Origin of the sequence: Sphingosinicella sp. LHD-64 (assembly GCF_031157375.1) — a bacterium.
Lineage (GTDB): Bacteria > Pseudomonadota > Alphaproteobacteria > Sphingomonadales > Sphingomonadaceae > Allosphingosinicella.
This window is the reverse complement of sequence record NZ_JAVIFV010000001.1, coordinates 446,883-463,353: the sequence shown is the minus strand read 5'-3', so window position 1 is coordinate 463,353 and position 16,471 is coordinate 446,883. Positions and strand designations below refer to the sequence as shown.

General features: G+C 68.2%; 20 protein-coding genes. 6 read left to right on the top strand and 14 right to left on the bottom strand.

The window, feature by feature from the left end; all coding sequences use genetic code 11:
• Positions 1 to 16: 16 nt before the first annotated feature.
• From RCO27_RS02245 to secB, 4 genes are all read right to left on the bottom strand, one after another.
• Positions 17 to 676 (bottom strand): DUF4136 domain-containing protein, encoded by a 660-nt coding sequence (locus RCO27_RS02245; protein ID WP_309001009.1) that lies wholly within the window; start codon positions 674 to 676, stop codon positions 17 to 19.
• 108 nt (positions 677 to 784) lie between these two features.
• Entirely contained in the window at positions 785 to 1,783 is a 999-nt protein-coding gene (gene trpS / locus RCO27_RS02240) for a tryptophan--tRNA ligase (RefSeq protein ID WP_309001897.1), read from the bottom strand.
• The gene (gene murJ, locus RCO27_RS02235) at positions 1,783 to 3,354 is read right to left on the bottom strand and encodes a murein biosynthesis integral membrane protein MurJ (RefSeq protein ID WP_309001008.1); all 1,572 of its coding nucleotides are present in this window, start codon (positions 3,352 to 3,354) and stop codon (positions 1,783 to 1,785) included. The genes trpS and murJ overlap by 1 nt, the downstream gene beginning before the upstream one ends.
• A gap of 153 nt (positions 3,355 to 3,507) precedes the next feature.
• Positions 3,508 to 4,047, bottom strand: coding sequence for a protein-export chaperone SecB (secB, locus tag RCO27_RS02230; protein WP_309001007.1), 540 nt, complete (start codon positions 4,045 to 4,047; stop codon positions 3,508 to 3,510).
• A 225-nt stretch (positions 4,048 to 4,272) separates the two neighbouring features.
• Between secB and RCO27_RS02225 the strand changes: the two genes are divergently transcribed.
• Positions 4,273 to 4,899 (top strand): Tim44/TimA family putative adaptor protein, encoded by a 627-nt coding sequence (locus RCO27_RS02225; RefSeq protein WP_374990360.1) that lies wholly within the window; start codon positions 4,273 to 4,275, stop codon positions 4,897 to 4,899.
• Positions 4,900 to 4,911: 12 nt separating this feature from the next.
• Here RCO27_RS02225 and RCO27_RS02220 read toward each other — a convergent pair whose 3' ends face one another.
• Positions 4,912 to 5,370 (bottom strand): RidA family protein, encoded by a 459-nt coding sequence (locus tag RCO27_RS02220; protein WP_309001005.1) that lies wholly within the window; start codon positions 5,368 to 5,370, stop codon positions 4,912 to 4,914.
• Positions 5,371 to 5,648: 278 nt separating this feature from the next.
• On the opposite strand from RCO27_RS02220, the gene RCO27_RS02215 reads away from it, so the two are divergent.
• Genes RCO27_RS02215 through def form a run of 3 tightly spaced genes read left to right on the top strand, consistent with a single transcriptional unit; the run spans position 5,649 to position 7,861 of the window.
• The gene (locus tag RCO27_RS02215; RefSeq protein WP_309001004.1) at positions 5,649 to 6,776 is read left to right on the top strand and encodes a murein transglycosylase A; all 1,128 of its coding nucleotides are present in this window, start codon (positions 5,649 to 5,651) and stop codon (positions 6,774 to 6,776) included.
• A complete protein-coding gene (locus RCO27_RS02210) occupies positions 6,757 to 7,281 on the top strand; it encodes a Smr/MutS family protein (RefSeq protein ID WP_309001003.1) in 525 nt (174 codons plus the stop codon). Before RCO27_RS02215 ends, RCO27_RS02210 begins: the two co-directional genes overlap by 20 nt.
• Positions 7,282 to 7,312: 31 nt before the next feature.
• Complete coding sequence (gene def / locus RCO27_RS02205) at positions 7,313 to 7,861, top strand: peptide deformylase (RefSeq protein WP_309001002.1); 549 nt, start codon at positions 7,313 to 7,315, stop codon at positions 7,859 to 7,861.
• Positions 7,862 to 8,013: 152 nt separating this feature from the next.
• Here def and RCO27_RS02200 read toward each other — a convergent pair whose 3' ends face one another.
• Positions 8,014 to 8,535 (bottom strand): hypothetical protein, encoded by a 522-nt coding sequence (locus tag RCO27_RS02200; protein WP_309001001.1) that lies wholly within the window; start codon positions 8,533 to 8,535, stop codon positions 8,014 to 8,016.
• A gap of 115 nt (positions 8,536 to 8,650) precedes the next feature.
• Between RCO27_RS02200 and rmuC the strand changes: the two genes are divergently transcribed.
• Together rmuC and RCO27_RS02190 are read left to right on the top strand one after the other, a co-directional pair.
• The gene (gene rmuC / locus RCO27_RS02195) at positions 8,651 to 10,039 is read left to right on the top strand and encodes a DNA recombination protein RmuC (protein ID WP_309001000.1); all 1,389 of its coding nucleotides are present in this window, start codon (positions 8,651 to 8,653) and stop codon (positions 10,037 to 10,039) included.
• 192 nt (positions 10,040 to 10,231) lie between these two features.
• On the top strand, positions 10,232 to 10,459 hold the full coding sequence (locus RCO27_RS02190; RefSeq protein WP_309000999.1) for a hypothetical protein: 228 nt from the start codon (positions 10,232 to 10,234) through the stop codon (positions 10,457 to 10,459).
• Positions 10,460 to 10,504: 45 nt separating this feature from the next.
• On the opposite strand, the gene RCO27_RS02185 is transcribed toward RCO27_RS02190, so the two are convergent.
• The 8 genes from RCO27_RS02185 to RCO27_RS02150 all read right to left on the bottom strand — a co-directional run bounded on the left by RCO27_RS02185 (position 10,505) and on the right by RCO27_RS02150 (position 16,406).
• Complete coding sequence (locus RCO27_RS02185; RefSeq protein WP_309000998.1) at positions 10,505 to 11,188, bottom strand: META domain-containing protein; 684 nt, start codon at positions 11,186 to 11,188, stop codon at positions 10,505 to 10,507.
• Positions 11,185 to 11,985 carry an RNA methyltransferase gene (locus tag RCO27_RS02180; protein ID WP_309000997.1) on the bottom strand — a complete coding sequence of 267 codons (801 nt, stop codon included), beginning with the start codon at positions 11,983 to 11,985 and terminating at the stop codon, positions 11,185 to 11,187. The genes RCO27_RS02185 and RCO27_RS02180 overlap by 4 nt, the downstream gene beginning before the upstream one ends.
• Positions 11,986 to 12,091: 106 nt before the next feature.
• A complete protein-coding gene (locus RCO27_RS02175; RefSeq protein ID WP_309000996.1) occupies positions 12,092 to 12,358 on the bottom strand; it encodes an HPr family phosphocarrier protein in 267 nt (88 codons plus the stop codon).
• Positions 12,358 to 12,765, bottom strand: a complete 408-nt coding sequence (locus tag RCO27_RS02170; RefSeq protein ID WP_309000995.1) for a PTS sugar transporter subunit IIA — start codon at positions 12,763 to 12,765, stop codon at positions 12,358 to 12,360. Before RCO27_RS02170 ends, RCO27_RS02175 begins: the two co-directional genes overlap by 1 nt.
• Positions 12,766 to 13,722: an RNase adapter RapZ gene (gene rapZ / locus RCO27_RS02165; RefSeq protein ID WP_309000994.1), complete on the bottom strand. Its 957-nt coding sequence runs from the start codon at positions 13,720 to 13,722 to the stop codon at positions 12,766 to 12,768.
• The gene (locus RCO27_RS02160) at positions 13,719 to 14,159 is read right to left on the bottom strand and encodes an HPr kinase/phosphatase C-terminal domain-containing protein (RefSeq protein ID WP_309000993.1); all 441 of its coding nucleotides are present in this window, start codon (positions 14,157 to 14,159) and stop codon (positions 13,719 to 13,721) included. The genes rapZ and RCO27_RS02160 overlap by 4 nt, the downstream gene beginning before the upstream one ends.
• Positions 14,156 to 15,727 (bottom strand): ATP-binding protein, encoded by a 1,572-nt coding sequence (locus RCO27_RS02155; protein ID WP_309000992.1) that lies wholly within the window; start codon positions 15,725 to 15,727, stop codon positions 14,156 to 14,158. The genes RCO27_RS02160 and RCO27_RS02155 overlap by 4 nt, the downstream gene beginning before the upstream one ends.
• Positions 15,699 to 16,406, bottom strand: a complete 708-nt coding sequence (locus RCO27_RS02150; protein ID WP_309000991.1) for a response regulator transcription factor — start codon at positions 16,404 to 16,406, stop codon at positions 15,699 to 15,701. The genes RCO27_RS02155 and RCO27_RS02150 overlap by 29 nt, the downstream gene beginning before the upstream one ends.
• Between the last annotated feature and the right edge of the window lie 65 nt (positions 16,407 to 16,471).

The window sequence follows — 16,471 nt, the reverse complement described above, 5'->3', positions numbered from 1 at the left end:
ACGGAGTCCTTGGCTCCTAGCCGCCGCGCCGCTCGCGTTCCGGCGTCACGGTGATGCGCACCGTCTCGCCCGAATTGCCGGGGAAGCCGGTGAACATCGCCTCGACGAGGTTCGGGACCAGCGCCGGCAGCTCGTTCGAACGCGAGCGCGCCTGGGCAAGCCCCTCGAACACCGACTGGCCGTCGGCGGTGCGGCGGATGTCCATGTCGAGATAGCTGGTGTAGACCGTATAGCTGTCGATGTCGTAGCCGCCCGACCCCCAGAACGGATCATGCCAGCCCCAGTAGAAGGGGTAGCGGTGGCGGCCGAAATAGCCGAACCGGCTGTAATAGGGGAAACCCCAGCCCGGCCCGAACGGATCGGGCCGCGCGACGACCCGCTCGCGCCCGTCGTCGACGCCATAATCGAGCTCGACGACGAGGCTCGCCTGCTGCGACGACGAAGCCTCGCTGTAGCCGAGCCCGATCAGGTGCTGGCGCACGAGGCCGGCATATTGCGCGAATTCGAGGCTGCCCTGATTCTCGGGATCCTTCGCCTGGACGACGAAGCTCTGGCCCGACGGCGCGGGCATCATCTGGAAGCGCTGCACCTGCGTCGGCAGCCCCGTCGCACAGGCGCTCAGGGCGAGCAACGCAAAGGGCGCCGCCAGCGCGAGCAGCCTCTTGGACATGGACATGGCACCAAGCCTTTCAAAAAGCGGGGAAGTTTTGACCTTCCCGAGACAGAGCAGCCATCCCTCTTCGCACGACAGCACTGAACCGGTGCTGAAGCGAAACCAGTCCTATCAGATTCCGCGCGGCAAGCCCAGCGCGCGATAGGCGCCCTCCAATGTCGGCGCCGCCATTTCCGCAGCCTTTCGAGCGCCTTGCTGGAGGATGCTGTCGAGCGCCGCCGGATCGGCTGCGAAGTCATTGAGCCGCGCGCGGATCGGCGACAGCGTCTGGACCAGCAGCTCGGCGAGCGCCGGCTTGAACGCGCCGAAGCCCTTGCCGGCAAATTCCCCGGTCACCGACTGCGGCGTCCGGTCGGTGAGCGCGGCATAGATGGTGACGAGGTTGAGCGCCTCGGGGCGCCCGGCGAGGTCGTCGACCGAGTCCGGCAGCGGCTCGGGATCGGTCTTCGCCTTGCGGATCTTCTGCGCGATCGTGTCATCGTCGTCGACGAGGTTGATCCGGCTCATGTCCGACGGGTCGGACTTGGACATCTTCGCGGTGCCGTCGCGCAGGCTCATAATCCGGGCCGCGCTCTCGCCGATCCATGGCTCGGGCAGGGTGAACAGTTCGACGCCATAGTCGGCGTTGAACTTGGTCGCGATGTCGCGGCAGAGCTCGAGATGCTGCTTCTGGTCCTCGCCGACCGGCACATGGGTGGTCTGGTAGAGCAGTACGTCCGCCGCCTGCAGGATCGGATAGGCGTAGAGGCCGACGCTGGCGCCTTCGCGGTTCTTGCCTGATTTCTCCTTGAACTGGGTCATCCGGTTGAGCCAGCCGACACGTGCGGTGCAGGAGAGCAGCCAGGCCATTTCGGGATGGGCGGGCACCCGGGCATGGTTGAAGACCAGCGACTTCTCCGGATCGATGCCGCAGGCAATGAGGGCGGCGGCCATCCCGTTGACATTGGCACGCAATTCCGCCGGATCGTTGTAGACGGTGACCGCGTGGAGATCGGCGAGGAAGAAGATGCACTCGGCCTCGTCCTGCATCTTCACCCAGCGCCGGATCGCCCCGAGATAATTGCCGAGGTGGAGGCTGCCGGTCGGCTGGATGCCGGAGAGGACGCGCATCATGACTCCTTGGGTTTGCGCCTGAGGACCGCCTTCAGCTCCCGCAGCGTGTAGGCCCGGGTGACGAAGACCGCCGCCGCATAGACGATGACGCCGCCGCCGACCAGCAGGGCGAGGCCGGCGACGCGCAGTTCGAACGTGCCGGTCAGGAGCGGATCGATCAGCGGCTTGGCGGCGAACAGCGCAGCGGCCATCAGTATCGCGGCCAGCGCGAGGCGCGCGATATGGCTGGCGAGGCTGCGGTCCATCGCGAAATGGCCGCGCGCCCGCAGGCTCCGGTAGAGCAGGATGACATTGACCCAGGACGCGATGGCGGTCGCGAGCGGCGGCCCGACATGGGCGAGCGGCCAGATCAGGATCAGGTTCAGGACGAGGTTTACCGCGATCGCGACCAGCGCGAACCTCAATGGCGTCTTCATGTCCTGCCGGGCGTGGAAGCCCGGGGTCAGCACCTTGATCATGATGTAGGCGGGCAGGCCGGTCGAGAAGGCGGCGAGCGCCCAGGCGGTGGCGGTCGCGTCGGCGGCCGTGAAGGCGCCGTACTGGAGGAGCCCGCGGATGATCGGCTCGGCGCCGACGATCAGCGCGGCGGTGGCGGGCAGGGTCAGGAACAGGGCGAGCTGGAGCCCCTTCTTCTGGAAATCGAGCGCGCCAGCCTCGTCGCCGCCGGAAATCAGGCGGGCGATGGTCGGCAGCAGCACGGTGCCGAGGCCGATGCCGACCAGGCCGAGCGGGAGCTGGTTCAGCCGGTCGGCATAATAGATGTAGGAAACCGAGCCTTCCTGGAGGAAGCGCGCCGCCAGCATGGTCGAGACGACGAGGTTGATCTGCATCGCCCCGGCGCCGGCCGCGGCCGGCCAGATCAGCTTCAGCAGCTGCTTCACGTCGTCGTTGAGCCGCGGCCGCCTGAGCCTCAGCTTCACCCCGGCCTGGCGGCAGGCGAGCCAGAGCCAGAGGAACTGCAGCACGCCGGCCACCGTCACGCCCCACGCCTGCGCCCGCGCCGTCGCATATTGGTCGGGTCCGTGGAAGAAGATCAGCGCGACGATCAGGCAGAGGTTCAGGAGGATCGGCGCCGCCGCATTCACCCAGAACCGGTGCAGCGAGTTGAGGATGCCGCCCAGGAGCGACACCAGGCTGATGAAGAAGAGGTAGGGAAAGGTGATCCGCGCCAGCTCCGTCGCGAAGGCGAACTGCTCGGGGGTGACGTCGTTGAACCCCCCGGAAAGGACCAGCACCGCCGGCCCGGCGAGCAGCATCATCGCGCCGGTGAACAGGATCAGGAAGGGAAGGAGGACCGCGAGCGCCTGCTCGGCAAAGGCATAGGCGCGGATCAGCTTGCCGTCATCCTCCCCGACCTTCCGGTTGAACATCGGCACGAAGGCGGAGGCGAAGGCGCCCTCAGCGAAGAGGGCGCGGAACATGTTGGGCAGGCGAAAGGCGATCAGGAAGGCGTCGGACGCGAAGCCGGCACCCAGGAACCGCGCCATCAGCATGTCGCGGACGAAGCCGAGCACGCGGCTCGCCAGCGTCAACAGGCCGATCGAGGAAAAGGCGCGGACGAGATTCATCGCGATGCCGCGACCTTGTCCGCCCGCTCCAGCCTCTTCGGAAATCGGCCCGTCATCGATGAAATCCCGTCATTCCAGCGAACGCTGGAATCTCTTTGCCGTAAAAGAACGGAGATTCCAGCTTTCGCTGGAATGACGATGTCTTCCGGGACGTCAGGCCTGACCCGTCACCTCGCCGGCCTGGCCGCCGGTGAGGCCCGCCTGCTGCTGCGCGGCCTGCTGCATGTAGAGGCTGCCGAAATCGATCGGATCGAGCAGGAAGGGCGGGAAGCCGCCCTGGAGGGTCGCGTCGGCGAGCACCTGGCGCGCGAACGGGAAGAGGATGCGCGGTGCTTCGGCGAGAAGGAAGGGCTGGAGCTGCTCGTCCGGGACGTTCTTGAGCGCGAACAGGCCGCCGTAGAGCAGGTCGATGGTGAAGACGGTGCCCTGATCGGTCTTCGAGCCGACCTCGATCTTCAGCGCCACCTCGTAGACGTCCTCCCCTACCGGCTGCGAGCCGATGTTGAACTGGACGTCGACCTGCGGCTGGCCCTGCCACTGGTAGACGGCCGGGGCGTTCGGATTCTCGAACGACAGGTCCTTCACATATTGCGCGATCACGCCGACCTGGGGGAGCGTTCCGGCACCAACCGGCGCCACATTGTCCGCACCGTTCGCAGCATCCGCGCCGGTCGCACCATTCTCTTCGGCCATCTCGTTTCAAACCCTTGATGATTACGGTGGAAATGCATGGCGCGCCCGGAGGACTCGAAAGGCGTCGCCTCGACGGGGGCGGGTAGCAGCCGCATCATCCCGGCGCAACATCCGCCCGTTTCAGTCGTTACGGGGAATGGACATTTGAAACCGCAGGGTTTCGCGCTTATGTAGGCGGCTGCATTCAGGAGAAATTCGTTGACCGTCGGAATCGTGCTGCTGGCCATGATCGCCCTGTTCGTGGGCCTTCGGCTCTATGCCGTCCTCGGCCAGCGGACCGGTCACGAGCAGCGCCCGCTGACCCGCCCCGAAGCCACGCCGGGCGTGGAAGCCGCGCCGGCCAAGGCCGATGCGCCGGCCACCGCGGCGGAGCCGACCGGACTTGCGTTCGACCAGGGCGCCGCCGCCGGCGTCCGTGCGATCATCGCCGCCGATCCCGGCTTCGACGTCGCCCGCTTCCTCGAGGGCGCTCAGGGCGCCTACCGGATGGTGCTCGAAGCCTTCTGGAAGGGCGACCGCGAGGAGCTCGCCTATCTTAGCGCCCCGCAGGTCCGCGACGCATTCGAGGCGGCCATCGCCGCGCGCGAGGCCGCCGGCCAGACGCTCGACAACCGGCTCGTCGCCATCGAGCGCGCGTCGATCGACGCCGCCCGCCTGGATGGCAAAGACGCCGAGATCGAGGTCCGCTTCGACGCGTTCGTCGTGGCGGTGACCCGCAATGCCGAGGGCGAGGTCGTCGCCGGCTCGTTGAGCGACGCGATCCCCACCAACGACATCTGGACCTTCCGCCGCGATCTCAAGAGCCAGGATCCCAACTGGCTCCTCGTCGAGACCGACGAAGCTGGCGCCTGAGCCGGCCCCCGATCAGTCCGGCAGCGCCGCCACCGCGACGATCTCGATGACGATGTCGGGTTGCGCCAGCGCGGCGACGCCGATCACCTCCGAGGGCGCCGGATTGTTGTCGCTACAATGTTTCGGGCAATGTTCGGCAAAGAAGTCGTCCAGCACGTCCAGCCGGTAGTTGGGTGAGCTCAGCACGCCGCCGTTCGGAAACGGACCTTTGACGAAGAAGGTCAGCCGGACGAGATGATCGAGGCCGCTGCCCAGCTCTTCCAGATCCGACTTGATGTTGGCCAGGACCTCGCGCCACTGCGCGGCCGGGTCGCCGGCGAATCCGCCTGTCGCGCCGGTCGGGTCGTAATCCCTGGCGGTCGCGGTGTTTCCGCACAGGTAGACCATTCCCTTGGCGCCGCGGACGACCGTGCCCTTGCCCCAGGGCATCAGCCGGCCGCTCTTGAACTTCTTGTGGGTCACGAGCTCCATGTCCGTCTCCCGCATCTCGAGATTGTGCTCGCGCGACGACAAACGAGCCGGGCATCGGGTTCCGTCGCGTCGGGCTGAAACTGCCGCGCTTTCCTACAGCGGCCCGAACGGGTTATGCCCTCAGGATGGGCGGCGGCGAATCCATCTTTCGATCTCGATCGGCGAAACGGCCGCATCTGCCGCCGACGGATGGTTTTTTTCGTCCGGGGAAGCTGAAACTTCCGAAACTTCCGCGCTGGCCGGCCGCCGGATTTCTGCTCGTCGCGCTGGCGAGCTGCGTGTCGCCGCGGCAACCGGCGGTGACGCCGCCGCAGCCGCCGACGCCCCCACCTGCAGCCCAGCCGGCGACGGCGGTCGAGGCCGGGGTGCGGTCCGGGCCGGATCTCGGCCTCGAGCCGGCCGCGGCGACACGCGCGCTCCAGGCCTTCCGGATCAGCTGTCCGTCGCTGATCACCCGCCAGGACGCGAGCGGCCTCACCCGGCCCGAGGACTGGCGCGGGGCCTGCAGCGACGCCGATGCGGTCGTCACGGACTGGACGCCGCAGTCGGACGTCCTGTTCTTCCGCCGCCATTTCGAGACGGTCGAGGTCGGCGACGGCGCCGCCTTCGCGACCGGCTATTACGAACCGGAGATCCGCGGGTCGCGCATCCGCCAGACGGGCTATGAGGTGCCGGTCTATGCGGTTCCGCCCGATCTCCTCGACGCCAATCCGGCGACGGGCGCGCGAGGCCGGGGCCGCGTCGATGAAAGCGGCAACTACGTGCCCTATCACGACCGCGCAGCGATCGAAGCCGGGGCGCTCGCCGGGCGCGGGCTGGAGATCGGCTGGGCCGCCGATCCGGTCGAGCTGTTCTTCCTCCAGATCCAGGGCTCGGGGCGCCTGAGGCTGCCGGACGGCGGCGTGATGCGGATCGGCTATGCCGGGCAGAACGGGCGCGAATATGTCGCGATCGGCCGCGTGCTGCGCGACCGCGGCCTGATCGCCCCGCCGGTCAGCATGCAGAAGATCGTCGCGTGGCTCCATGCCCATCCCGAGGAGGGCCGGGCGGTGATGCAGGAAAACCTCAGCTACGTCTTCTTCCGCGAGCTCACCGGCCCCGGCCCGCTGGGCGCGCTTGGGCGGCCGGTGACGCCAGAGGTCAGCGTCGCCGCGGATCCGCGCTTCATCCCGTTGGGCGCGCCGGTCTTGCTTTCCAACATGGACAATCCCCGCGCCGATGGCCTGTGGATCGCACAGGACACCGGCGGCGCGATCCGCGGCGCCAACCGCGTCGACACGTTCTGGGGCGCCGGCCCGGCCGCGGCCACGACGGCCGGCGCGATGCAGTCGCGCGGCCGCGCGCTGATCCTGCTGCCGCGCGGCGCGCTGGAGAGGCTCCGCGCCCGTGCGCCGGCTGACCGCTGAGGAAAAGGCGCTGTGGCGCAAGGTGGTCGAAAGCGTCCGGCCGCTGGAGGGCAGGGCGACGCCGCCGGCTGAAGCTGGCGCGTCTCTGGCGCTCGACGCCCGGCCGAATTCCCGGCCCGTGAAGGCGGTGCCGAAGCCGGCGGCCCGGACGGCGCCGGGCACCACATTGGACGCGAGCTGGGACAAGCGGCTGGCGCGCGGCCTCGTCCCGCCGGACCGGATCGTCGACCTGCACGGCCACAATCTCGCCACCGCCTGGGCGCTGATCGACGGCCAGCTGGAGGCCGCGATCGCCGGCGGCGACCGGCTCGTCCTGCTCGTCACCGGCAAGCCGCCCAGCGAGGACCATCGGCCCGCACGGCGCGGCGCCATCCGCGCCGCCGTGGGCGACTGGCTCGCCGCCTCGCGCCATGCCGGCGACATCGCGGCGGTGCGGGGCGCCCATCCGCGCCACGGCGGGACAGGGGCGCTCTACATCGTGCTCAGGCGTCGCCGCTTTTCTTGAACGGCGGCGCGATTCGCCTTACATCGCCGCCATGGCCATCCTGCCGATCTTCGAAACCCCGGACCCGGTGCTCCGGCAGATCTCCACGCCCGTCGAGGAGGTCACGCCCGAGCTGCAGACCCTGATCGACGACATGTTCGCGACCATGTACGCGGCGCCCGGCATCGGCCTCGCCGCCATCCAGGTCGGCGTGCCCAAGCGGCTGCTGGTCATCGACCTGCAGGAGCCGGAAGAAGGCGACGAGGAGGGCGAGCCGGTCAAGGACCCGCGCGTCTTCATCAATCCGGAGGTCCTCGAAACCTCCGGGACGACGGTGCCCTACAATGAGGGCTGCCTGTCGGTGCCCGATCAATATGCCGAGGTGATGCGCCCCGACCGGGTCCGCGCCCGCTGGCTCGACCGTGACGGCAAGCAACATGAGGCGTGGATCGACGGCCTGCTGGCCGTCTGCCTCCAGCACGAGATCGACCATCTGAACGGCGTGCTCTTCATCGATCATCTCTCGCGCCTGAAGCGCGACATGATCATGAAGAAGCTGGTCAAGGCCCGCCGCGAGACGGCGACGCGCCGCGCCGCCTAGGACGGATCGACATTCGGTTTGTACCCTCTCCCTTGAGGGAGAGGGCAGGGTGAGGGTGTCGGGCATTTGGGACCATTCTCGGAGGCAGAACCCCCTCACCCCAACCCTCTCCCCGCTGGGAGAGGGAGTTTCATGCTGAATGTCGATTGGTCCTAGTCCGCCGCAGGCAGCGGTCCGCAATAGACCAGCCCGCTTCCGGCCACGCTCTCCGATTCGAACAGCATCGCCCGCGCGCTTTCCGCGAAGCGCAGCCGGATCGTGTCGTCCCGCGGCGGCGCTTCGGCGGTGCAGCGCGCCGCGATGTCGTAGCCGCCGTCGACCGGCGTGATGTCGCCGAATTCGCAGACCGATCCCGCCGGCGTGGTCAGCCGCTCGTGGGTGAACACCCAGGCCTGGCTGCGGCACATGCCCACCTCCGCCGCCCAGCGGCCGACGAAGCGCAGCGCGCGGTCGTCCGGCGGCAGCCCGCCAAAGCCTTCGGGCGCCGCCATATGGTTCTCGGCCCCGGCGAGCTGGTCGAGCGCCAGCGACGCGTTGAGATCGGCCACCGGGGCGTCATCGGCCTCGACCTTGGCCGTGCCATTGTCGATCGGCGCCGTCTCGGGCGCCGGCCGGCAGCCGGCGACGCCGAGCGCCGCCAACATGCCTGCGAGAATCAGCCGTGTCCCGAACATGCCGCCTCCCTGACGCCTCCCGAACGGCTTTTCCACACCTTCCGTTCCGTCCGGCTTGAGCCCGCGCCCCTGCAGCGCTAAGTTCGTGCTTCGTTCCGCTGCAGGACATGGGAATATGGAACCCGTCACCGTCGTCATCCTGGCGCTTGTCGCCCTGATCGGAGGTCTGGGCCTCGGCTGGTTCGCCGCAGCGCGCCAGGCGGCGCCGCTCCATGCCGAACGGGACGATCTGCGCACGCGCGTGAGCGAGGCGGAAAAAGGCCATGCCGCAGCGGAGGAGCGCGCCAGGGCGGGTGAGCTGCTGCGCATGACGTTGACCGAGGTCACGTCAGAGCGTGATACGGCGCTCCGCCAGCTCTCCGAGATGCAGGCGGACGCCCGCAATTTCGAGCTTCGGATGAAGGAGCTGATGGAGGCGAAGGACGCGCTCGCCGCGCAGTTCAACGAGGTCGGCTCGAAGCTGCTGAGCGAGGCGCAGAAGCAGTTCCTGGAGCGCGCCGACGCCCGCTTCCATCAGGCCAGCGAGAAGAGCGAGGCGCAACTGAAGGCGCTGCTTCAGCCGGTCGAGGCGACGCTGAAGCGCTACGAGGATGGCCTCAAGGAGGTCGAGAAGAACCGCGTCGACCAATATGCCGGCCTGCGCGAAGCGGTGCAGCTCCTGCACACCGGGCACACCCAGGTGCGCGACGAGACGCGCAACCTCGTCAACGCGTTGCGGGCCAGCCCGAAGGCGCGGGGGCGCTGGGGCGAGCAGAGCCTGCGCAACGTGCTCGAGCAGGCGGGCCTGTCCCCGCATGCCGATTTCCAGTCGGAGGTTTCGGTCACGACCGACGACGGCTGCCTCCGCCCCGACGTGATCGTGCGCATGCCGGGCGGGCGCAAGTTGATCATCGATGCCAAATGCTCGCTCAACGCCTATCTCGATGCGAGCGAGGAGATCGATGAGGCCGCCCGCGCCGCCCATCTCCAGAAGCATGCCGCGGCGATCCGCACCCACGCCCAGCAACTCGGCTCCAAGAATTATTGGGAACAGTTCGGCGACGCCGCCGACTATGTCGTCATGTACATCCCGGGCGAGCATTTCCTCACCGCGGCGCTGGAGCAGGACGACGGCCTGTGGGAGTGGGCCTTCGGGCGCCGCGTGCTGCTCGCGACCCCCACCAACCTCGTCGCGATCGCCCGCACCGTCGCGAGCGTCTGGCGGCAGGAGCGGCTCGCCGAGGAGGCGGCCGAGATCGCCCGGCTCGGCAAGGAGCTCCATTCGCGCCTTGCCACGATGGGCGCCCATGTCGCCCGGCTCGGCCGCAATCTCGAGCTCGCAACCGGCGCCTACAACGCCTTCGTCGGCAGCCTGGAGAGCCAGGTGATGACCCAGGCCAAGCGCTTCGAAGCGCTGGAAGTCTCGAGCGGCGCCAAGGAGATCGAGGACTTGCCCTTGATCGAAGGCGCGCCGCGTCCGCTCACCAAGTTGTTTCCGACCGAAAAAGACGGCCAGCCCAATTAAGGCGCGTTTTTGCGCCTGCCCTCCTAAAATTGAAATCGTACAGTATTCGGAACAGATGGACTTTCACCCTTTTGTTGCGATGGTAACAAGATCGCGGAGGTCAATCATAGACTGCGTCATGCGATCTGTTCCACCATCAGAACGTTGGAGGAAATTATGGGCAGGTGGTTCAAAATATCCTCATTGGCCGCCGTGTTGACGGTCACCGGCGCCGGTCCGGCCACTGCGGGCTTCGACTACCGGGAAGCTGCCTATCGGACCTATATGTACAGCGACGCCTCGCATCAGGTGCAGGTCGGGCAGATCGATCCCGAGTGCGGCTTTCACTACGTCCAGTATCATTTGTCGGGAACCTACACCCAATTCCAGGTGGACGAGTTCGTCGGCTATTGCACCCAATATGGCTGGGAGCCGCTTTAGGCTGTGAAGAGGGGCGGGGAGTGATCGTGCTCCCCGTCGACCCGACTAGATCGCCCGGCGCAGGCGGATTTCGCCGCCATTGCCGGCGAGCACCATCGTGTCGCCGTCGGGAAAGCTCACCGTCACCGGTCCACGCAGGACCGCGAGGACGCGGCCCTCGTGGGTCATGGCCGGTTCGGGGCAGGCCATCCGGGTTGACATGATCGGCCCTGGCGTCAGCGTCTCGCCGGCGAGCGCGTAGCTGCCGCCGAAGCGGTTGCAGCCGGCCTGGCCGCTCACCCGGTCGGCTGTGAACTGCATCGCATAGCGCTCGCCCGAGACCGCCTCGCCGCCGATCGCGACGAGGCTCCAGCTCGTGTCGGCGAGACTGGCGGGGGGCAGGATCTCGCCGCCGCAGCCGCTGAGCTCGCGCCCGTCGGCGGTGACGCGCACCGTGTCGGCATAGCGCCGGTCGCTCATTCCGTCGCTGCACGGCTGATGGGTCACGTCGACGGTCAGGCGCTCGGTCTCGTAGCGGTGGCCGTTGAAGCTGGTCCGCGGCTCCGGCGCGGGGACGATGAGGTCGCGGCTGTCCGGCGTCTCGTAGCGCATCTGGCCGTCGGCGATCGTCACCGACCAGAAGGGCTCGGTGCCGAGTGCGCGATAGGCGTCCTCCCCGATCTGGTTGTTTTCGGCGGGAGTCGCGCAGGCGGCGAGCGCCGCGAGGCCCGCGATCAGGATCGCCTTCATGTCATCCTCCGCCACTGGTTGATCACCTCATAGGCCATCACCGCGGTCGCCACCGCCGCATTGAGGCTGTCGGCCTTGCCCAGCATCGGCATCTTCACCAGCACGTCGCACTCCGCCTCATACGCCCCGGGCAGCCCCGCCTGCTCGTTGCCGACCAGGATGAAGGTCGGCCTGGTATAGCATGGTTCCTGATAGTCATGGACGGCCTTGAGACTGGTCCCGACCAGCTGGCCCGGGCCTGAACGAAGCCAGGGCACGAACGCGTCCCATCGCGCGGCGGCCACCTTTTGGGTGAACAGGGCGCCCATCGAGGCACGCATCGCCTCGACCGAGAAGGGATCGGCGCAGTCGTCCACGAGAATCAACCCGCCGGCGCCGACCGCGTCGCCGGTCCGCAGGATGGTGCCGATATTGCCGGGATCGCGCAGCGCCTGGGCGACGATCCAGAGCGGCGCGGCGTCGCGGTCGATCCGGGCGAGCGACGTGTCGAACGCCCTGTAGACGCCGAGCACCGTCTGGGGATTCTCCTTGCCGGAGATCTTGTGGAGGATGTCGGCATTGGTCTCGATCGCGTCGCCGCCGGCCGCCTCGGTCTTGTCGATCAGCTGACGGAGCAGGGGATGGGACGCGTCCGAATAGAACAGGATTTCTGGCAGGACGCCCGCCTCCCGCGCCTCGGTCAGGATGCGGAGCCCCTCGGCGAGGAAGCGGCCCTCGGCGCGCCGGTGCTTCTTGTCGCGCAGGCCGCGGGCTTGCTTGACGATCGGGTTGGAGAAGGAGGTGATCTGCTTGGGCACTGATCTCTAATCCGTCATGCCAGCGCAGGCTGGCATCTCAAGGAGATACACGGCGCCATCTTCTGCCTGAGACCCCAGCCTTCGCTGGGGTGACGTGATAGGTCCATCATTCCTCGCCGAACCGGTCCTCGACCAGTGCGGAGAGCCGATCCACCGCCAGCTCGGCGCCGAGACCGGTGGCGCTGATCGTGATGCTGTCGCCCATCGCGGCGCCGAGCATCATCAGGCCCATGATCGAGGTGCCGCAGACCCTGGTGCCGTCCTTCTCGACCTCGACCGCGGCATCGATCTGGGCGGCGAGGGTGACGAACTTCGCGCTCGCGCGGGCATGGAGGCCGCGCTTGTTCCGCACCTCCACGGTCCGGCTGATCATCAGGCGGCCGCCTCGCCGAGCACCTCGCTCGCCACCGAGATATACTTGCGGCCGGCCTCGCGCGCGGCCGCCACGGCCGCCTTCACGTCCATCGTCTTGCGCGCGCCCTCGAGCCGGATCAGCATCGGCAGGTTGATTCCGGCGATCACCTCGATCTTGTCGGTCTTCATGAGCGAGATGGCGAGGTTGGACGGCGTGCCGCCGAACAGGTCGGTGAGGATGATGACGCCATTGCCGTCGTCGACCCGCGCGATCGCCTGGGCGATGTCCTCGCGGCGCGTCTCCATATCGTCGTCGGGGCCGATGCAGATGCCCTCGATCCGCTCCTGCGGACCCACGACATGCTCCATCGCCACAATGAACTCCGACGCCAGTCGGCCGTGAGTCACCAGCACCAAACCAATCATCTAGTCACCTTGAAAGCCGTCGTCCGCCTTCGTCGCATCCAAACCCGTTTCAGCGGACCGCTCTATGCCGTCGCGAGGCGGCGTGGCGAGGTCGCGATGCTCCAGAGTGGGCGAAAATCCCGCCGCGCGCAACCGTGCCGCGACCCGATGGGCGACATGGACGGAACGGTGTCTCCCGCCGGTACAGCCGAAGGCGACCGAAACATAGGCTTTCCCCTCCGCCCGGTAGCGGGGGAGGAGAACGAGCAGCAAGTCCTCGATTCGCGAAACGGCGTCCTCATAGGCCGGATCGGTCGCAATATGATCGCGCACCGCCTGGTCGAGCCCGGTGAGGTCGCGCAGCGCCGGCTCCCAATGCGGATTCCTGAGGAAGCGCATGTCGAAGACGAGGTCGGCATTGCGCGGCAGGCCGCGCGCGAAGCCGAAGGACTGGATGCCGAGCGTCGGCGCATCCGCGCCCGCGCCGAAGCGGTGGCGGATCTGCTGCCTCAGCCCATTGGCATCGCTGTCGGTCGTGTCGATGACATGGTCGGCCCAGCGCTTCAGCGGCGCCATCATCTCGCGCTCTTCCGCGATGCCGTCGGTCGCCGGACGATCGGGCGCGAGCGGGTGGCGGCGCCGCGTCTCCGAATAGCGGCGCAGGAGTTCGTGGGTCTGGCAATCGAGGTAGAGCGTCTCGATCGCCTGGTGCCGCTCCCTGGCGAAGCGCTTGATCTCGCCGACGATCTTCTCGGCGTCGAAGCCGCGGGTCCGGCTGTCGAGCCCGAGCGCGAGCGAGCGCGGCTCGTCCGCCCCGGCGGGCAGCGGCGTCGCGAGCAGGCGGTTGAGAAGGGAGAGCGGCAGGTTGTCGACCGCTTCCCAGCCGAGATCCTCCAGCGTTTTGAGCACGGTCGATTTGCCTGCGCCGGACAGGCCGGTGACGAGCAGGATGCGGGTCGGCGAGGCGGCCCGGGTCACGACTTCAGCCCGAACAGCTTCAGCGCGGCCTCGACCTTGATCGGCGCGGACGCCTCGAGCCCTGCAAGCCCGATGACCGGCACCGATATGCCGGCCAGCGTCCGCGTCTCGCCTTCGCTCGGCAGCCGCTCCGGCTCGAGGCCGAGATCGACGATGAGGGCAACGGGCACACCCTCGTCATTCGGGAATTCGAGGATGCCGACGCCGCGCACCTCGATCCGGCCCGCAATGTTGGGCGGCGCGCCGGCGAGGAGCCGGCCGTCGACCCGGCGGACGATCGTATAGTCGTCGCTGACCAGACGGGCGCCGCGGTCGATCAGCCGCAGCGCCAGATCGGACTTGCCCCTGCCGGAGAGGCCGCCGATCAGCACGGCGCGGCCGTCGATCGATACCGCGCTCACATGGACGGTCTCGGATGACAAAATGGGATTCTTCACGCCGCCGCTCCCCGGAAGTGCACGACGAAGCGCGCGCCTGCCCGCCCGTCATGCCGGTCCCTGACCTCGATCCGCGCATCGTGACCCTCGACGATGGCCTTGGCGATGGCAAGGCCGAGGCCCGAATGGCGGCCGAAATCCTCATCCGGGCGAATGGAATGGAAGCGGTTAAAGATCGCCTCACGCGAATCCGTCGGCACCCCCGGCCCTTCGTCGTCGACGCTGACCAGAACTTCCTCCCCGGCCGCCGCTGCGCGCACATCGACCAGCCCGCCTTCGGGCGAGAAGGAGATGGCGTTGTCGACGAGATTGTCGACGAGCCGCGCCAGCCGCGATTCGTCGCCCATGATGACGGCGGTTCCGGCGAGCGGCCGCGCGAAGGCGATCTCGACGCCGCGCGTCGCGGCACGCGCCTCCCAGGTCGGGACCATGGCCTCGATCAGCCGACCGAGGTCGACCGGTTCGAACCGCGCGCGGGAGAGTTCGGCATCGAGCCGGGCCGATTCGGCGATGTCGACAACGAGCCGGTCGAGCCGGACGACGTCGTGGCGGACGACGTCGAGCAATTGCCGCCGCAGGCCCGGATCCTCGACGCGCTCCAGCGAGTCCACCGCCGATCGGAGCGAGGCGAGGGGATTCTTGAGCTCGTGGGTCACATCCGCAGCGAAGGCCTCCGTCGCGTCGATGCGGTGCCTCAGCGTCTGGGTCATGTCGCTGAGCGCGCGCGCGAGCAGGCCGATCTCGTCGCGCCGCGAGGGCAGGGTCGGGACGTCGACCTCCCGCGCCCGCCCGAGCCGGACCCGGTGCGCCGCCAGCGCGAGGGCGCGCAGCGGATTGGCGATGGTCCGGGCGAGAAAGCGCGACAGCAGCGCCGACAGGACGAGCGTTCCGAACAGGATGATGGCGAGGCTGAGCCGTTCGGCGCGGACGACGCGGCGCACGTCGCGCGCATTGACGGTGAGCAGCAGGACATTCTCACGGGCGCGGCCGATCCCGACCGCGGCGCTGACATAGGCGGTGCCGTCGGGAGCGCGACGATTCTCGACGACGGGCGCCCCGGACCGCAGCGCCTGCACAGCCTCCGGCCAGGCCGGCAGCCGGTCCACGACCGGCGGCGTGAAGGGCTCCGGCTGGCGCGCCCCGACGATCGCGTCGAAGCCGTTGTCGAGCGCGCGCGCGACGTCGCGATACCAGGCTTCCGTCGACGGGTCGCGCAGCTCATAGGTCGGCGGCGCGCCGTTCCAGCTGTCCTCATGCTTGGCGCCGTCGCGGGAATAGACCCGGAGGCGGGTGCCCGAATCCCGGCCGAGCTGGATCAGGGCGGGCTGCCAGATCTCGCGCGGCGCCGCGGCGAGCATATGGCCGATCATCACCGCTTCGGACTGGGCCTGATCGATCCGCGCCTGGGTGAGGCGGCTGCGGAAGCCGTCCAGGTAGAAGAGGCTGCCGGCGAGGATCACGATCGCGAAGATGTTGACGGCGAGGATGCGCTGGCGGATCGAGAGCCGCCGCGACCAGCCGAGCTTCAGCTCGGGCGCGTCATTCCTCGGCAAAGCGGTATCCGACACCGTAGAGCGTCTCGATCGCGCCGAACGCGCCGTCGACCTCGCGGAACTTGCGCCGCATCCGCTTGATATGGCTGTCGATGGTGCGGTCGTCGACGTAGATGTCGTCCTGGTAGGCGATGTCCATCAGCTGGTTGCGCGATTTCACCACGCCGGGGCGCTGCGCCAGCGTTTCCAGGATCAGGAATTCGGTGACGGTGAGCACCACCTCCCTGCCGTCCCAGCGCACGCGATGGCGCGCCGGGTCCATGACGAGGCGTCCACGCGCGATCTCCGCCGCCTCCGGTTCGTCATTCTCGCCGGCCGTGCGCGCCCGCGCCTCCGTCCGGCGCAGCACGGCGCGGATGCGGGCGAGGAGAAGGCGCTGGGAGAAGGGCTTGGCGATATAGTCGTCCGCGCCCATGGCGAGGCCGAGCGCCTCGTCGAGCTCCTCGTCCTTGGACGTCAGGAAGATGACCGGGAAATCGGCCTTCTCCCGCACCCGCCTGAGCAGCTCCATGCCGTCCATCTTGGGCATCTTGATGTCGAAGATGGCGAGGTCCGGCGGCGTCTCGGTGAGCGGCTTCAGCGCGACCTCGCCGTCCGAATAGAGCCGGGTGATATAGCCCTCCGACTGGAGCGCGACGGAAAGCGAGGTCAGGATATTGCGGTCGTCGTCGACGAGCGCGATCGTGGTCGACATGTTGGGCTCGTTCCTTCCCCGGACCGGCTTTAGCGACGGGCGTCCTGCCGCGCTACCCTTTGACG

Bases quoted from the DNA above. Each gene is read 5' to 3' on its own strand.
- RCO27_RS02245 (WP_309001009.1), bottom strand. From the start codon at position 676: ATGTCCATGTCCAAGAGGCTGCTCGCGCTGGCGGCGCCCTTTGCGTTG.
- trpS (WP_309001897.1), bottom strand. From the start codon at position 1,783: ATGCGCGTCCTCTCCGGCATCCAGCCGACCGGCAGCCTCCACCTCGGC.
- murJ (WP_309001008.1), bottom strand. From the start codon at position 3,354: ATGAATCTCGTCCGCGCCTTTTCCTCGATCGGCCTGTTGACGCTGGCG.
- secB (WP_309001007.1), bottom strand. From the start codon at position 4,047: ATGGCCGAAGAGAATGGTGCGACCGGCGCGGATGCTGCGAACGGTGCG.
- RCO27_RS02225 (WP_374990360.1), top strand. From the start codon at position 4,273: ATGATCGCCCTGTTCGTGGGCCTTCGGCTCTATGCCGTCCTCGGCCAG.
- RCO27_RS02220 (WP_309001005.1), bottom strand. From the start codon at position 5,370: ATGGAGCTCGTGACCCACAAGAAGTTCAAGAGCGGCCGGCTGATGCCC.
- def (WP_309001002.1), top strand. From the start codon at position 7,313: ATGGCCATCCTGCCGATCTTCGAAACCCCGGACCCGGTGCTCCGGCAG.
- RCO27_RS02200 (WP_309001001.1), bottom strand. From the start codon at position 8,535: ATGTTCGGGACACGGCTGATTCTCGCAGGCATGTTGGCGGCGCTCGGC.
- rmuC (WP_309001000.1), top strand. From the start codon at position 8,651: ATGGAACCCGTCACCGTCGTCATCCTGGCGCTTGTCGCCCTGATCGGA.
- RCO27_RS02185 (WP_309000998.1), bottom strand. From the start codon at position 11,188: ATGAAGGCGATCCTGATCGCGGGCCTCGCGGCGCTCGCCGCCTGCGCG.
- RCO27_RS02175 (WP_309000996.1), bottom strand. From the start codon at position 12,358: ATGATCAGCCGGACCGTGGAGGTGCGGAACAAGCGCGGCCTCCATGCC.
- RCO27_RS02170 (WP_309000995.1), bottom strand. From the start codon at position 12,765: ATGATTGGTTTGGTGCTGGTGACTCACGGCCGACTGGCGTCGGAGTTC.
- RCO27_RS02150 (WP_309000991.1), bottom strand. From the start codon at position 16,406: ATGTCGACCACGATCGCGCTCGTCGACGACGACCGCAATATCCTGACC.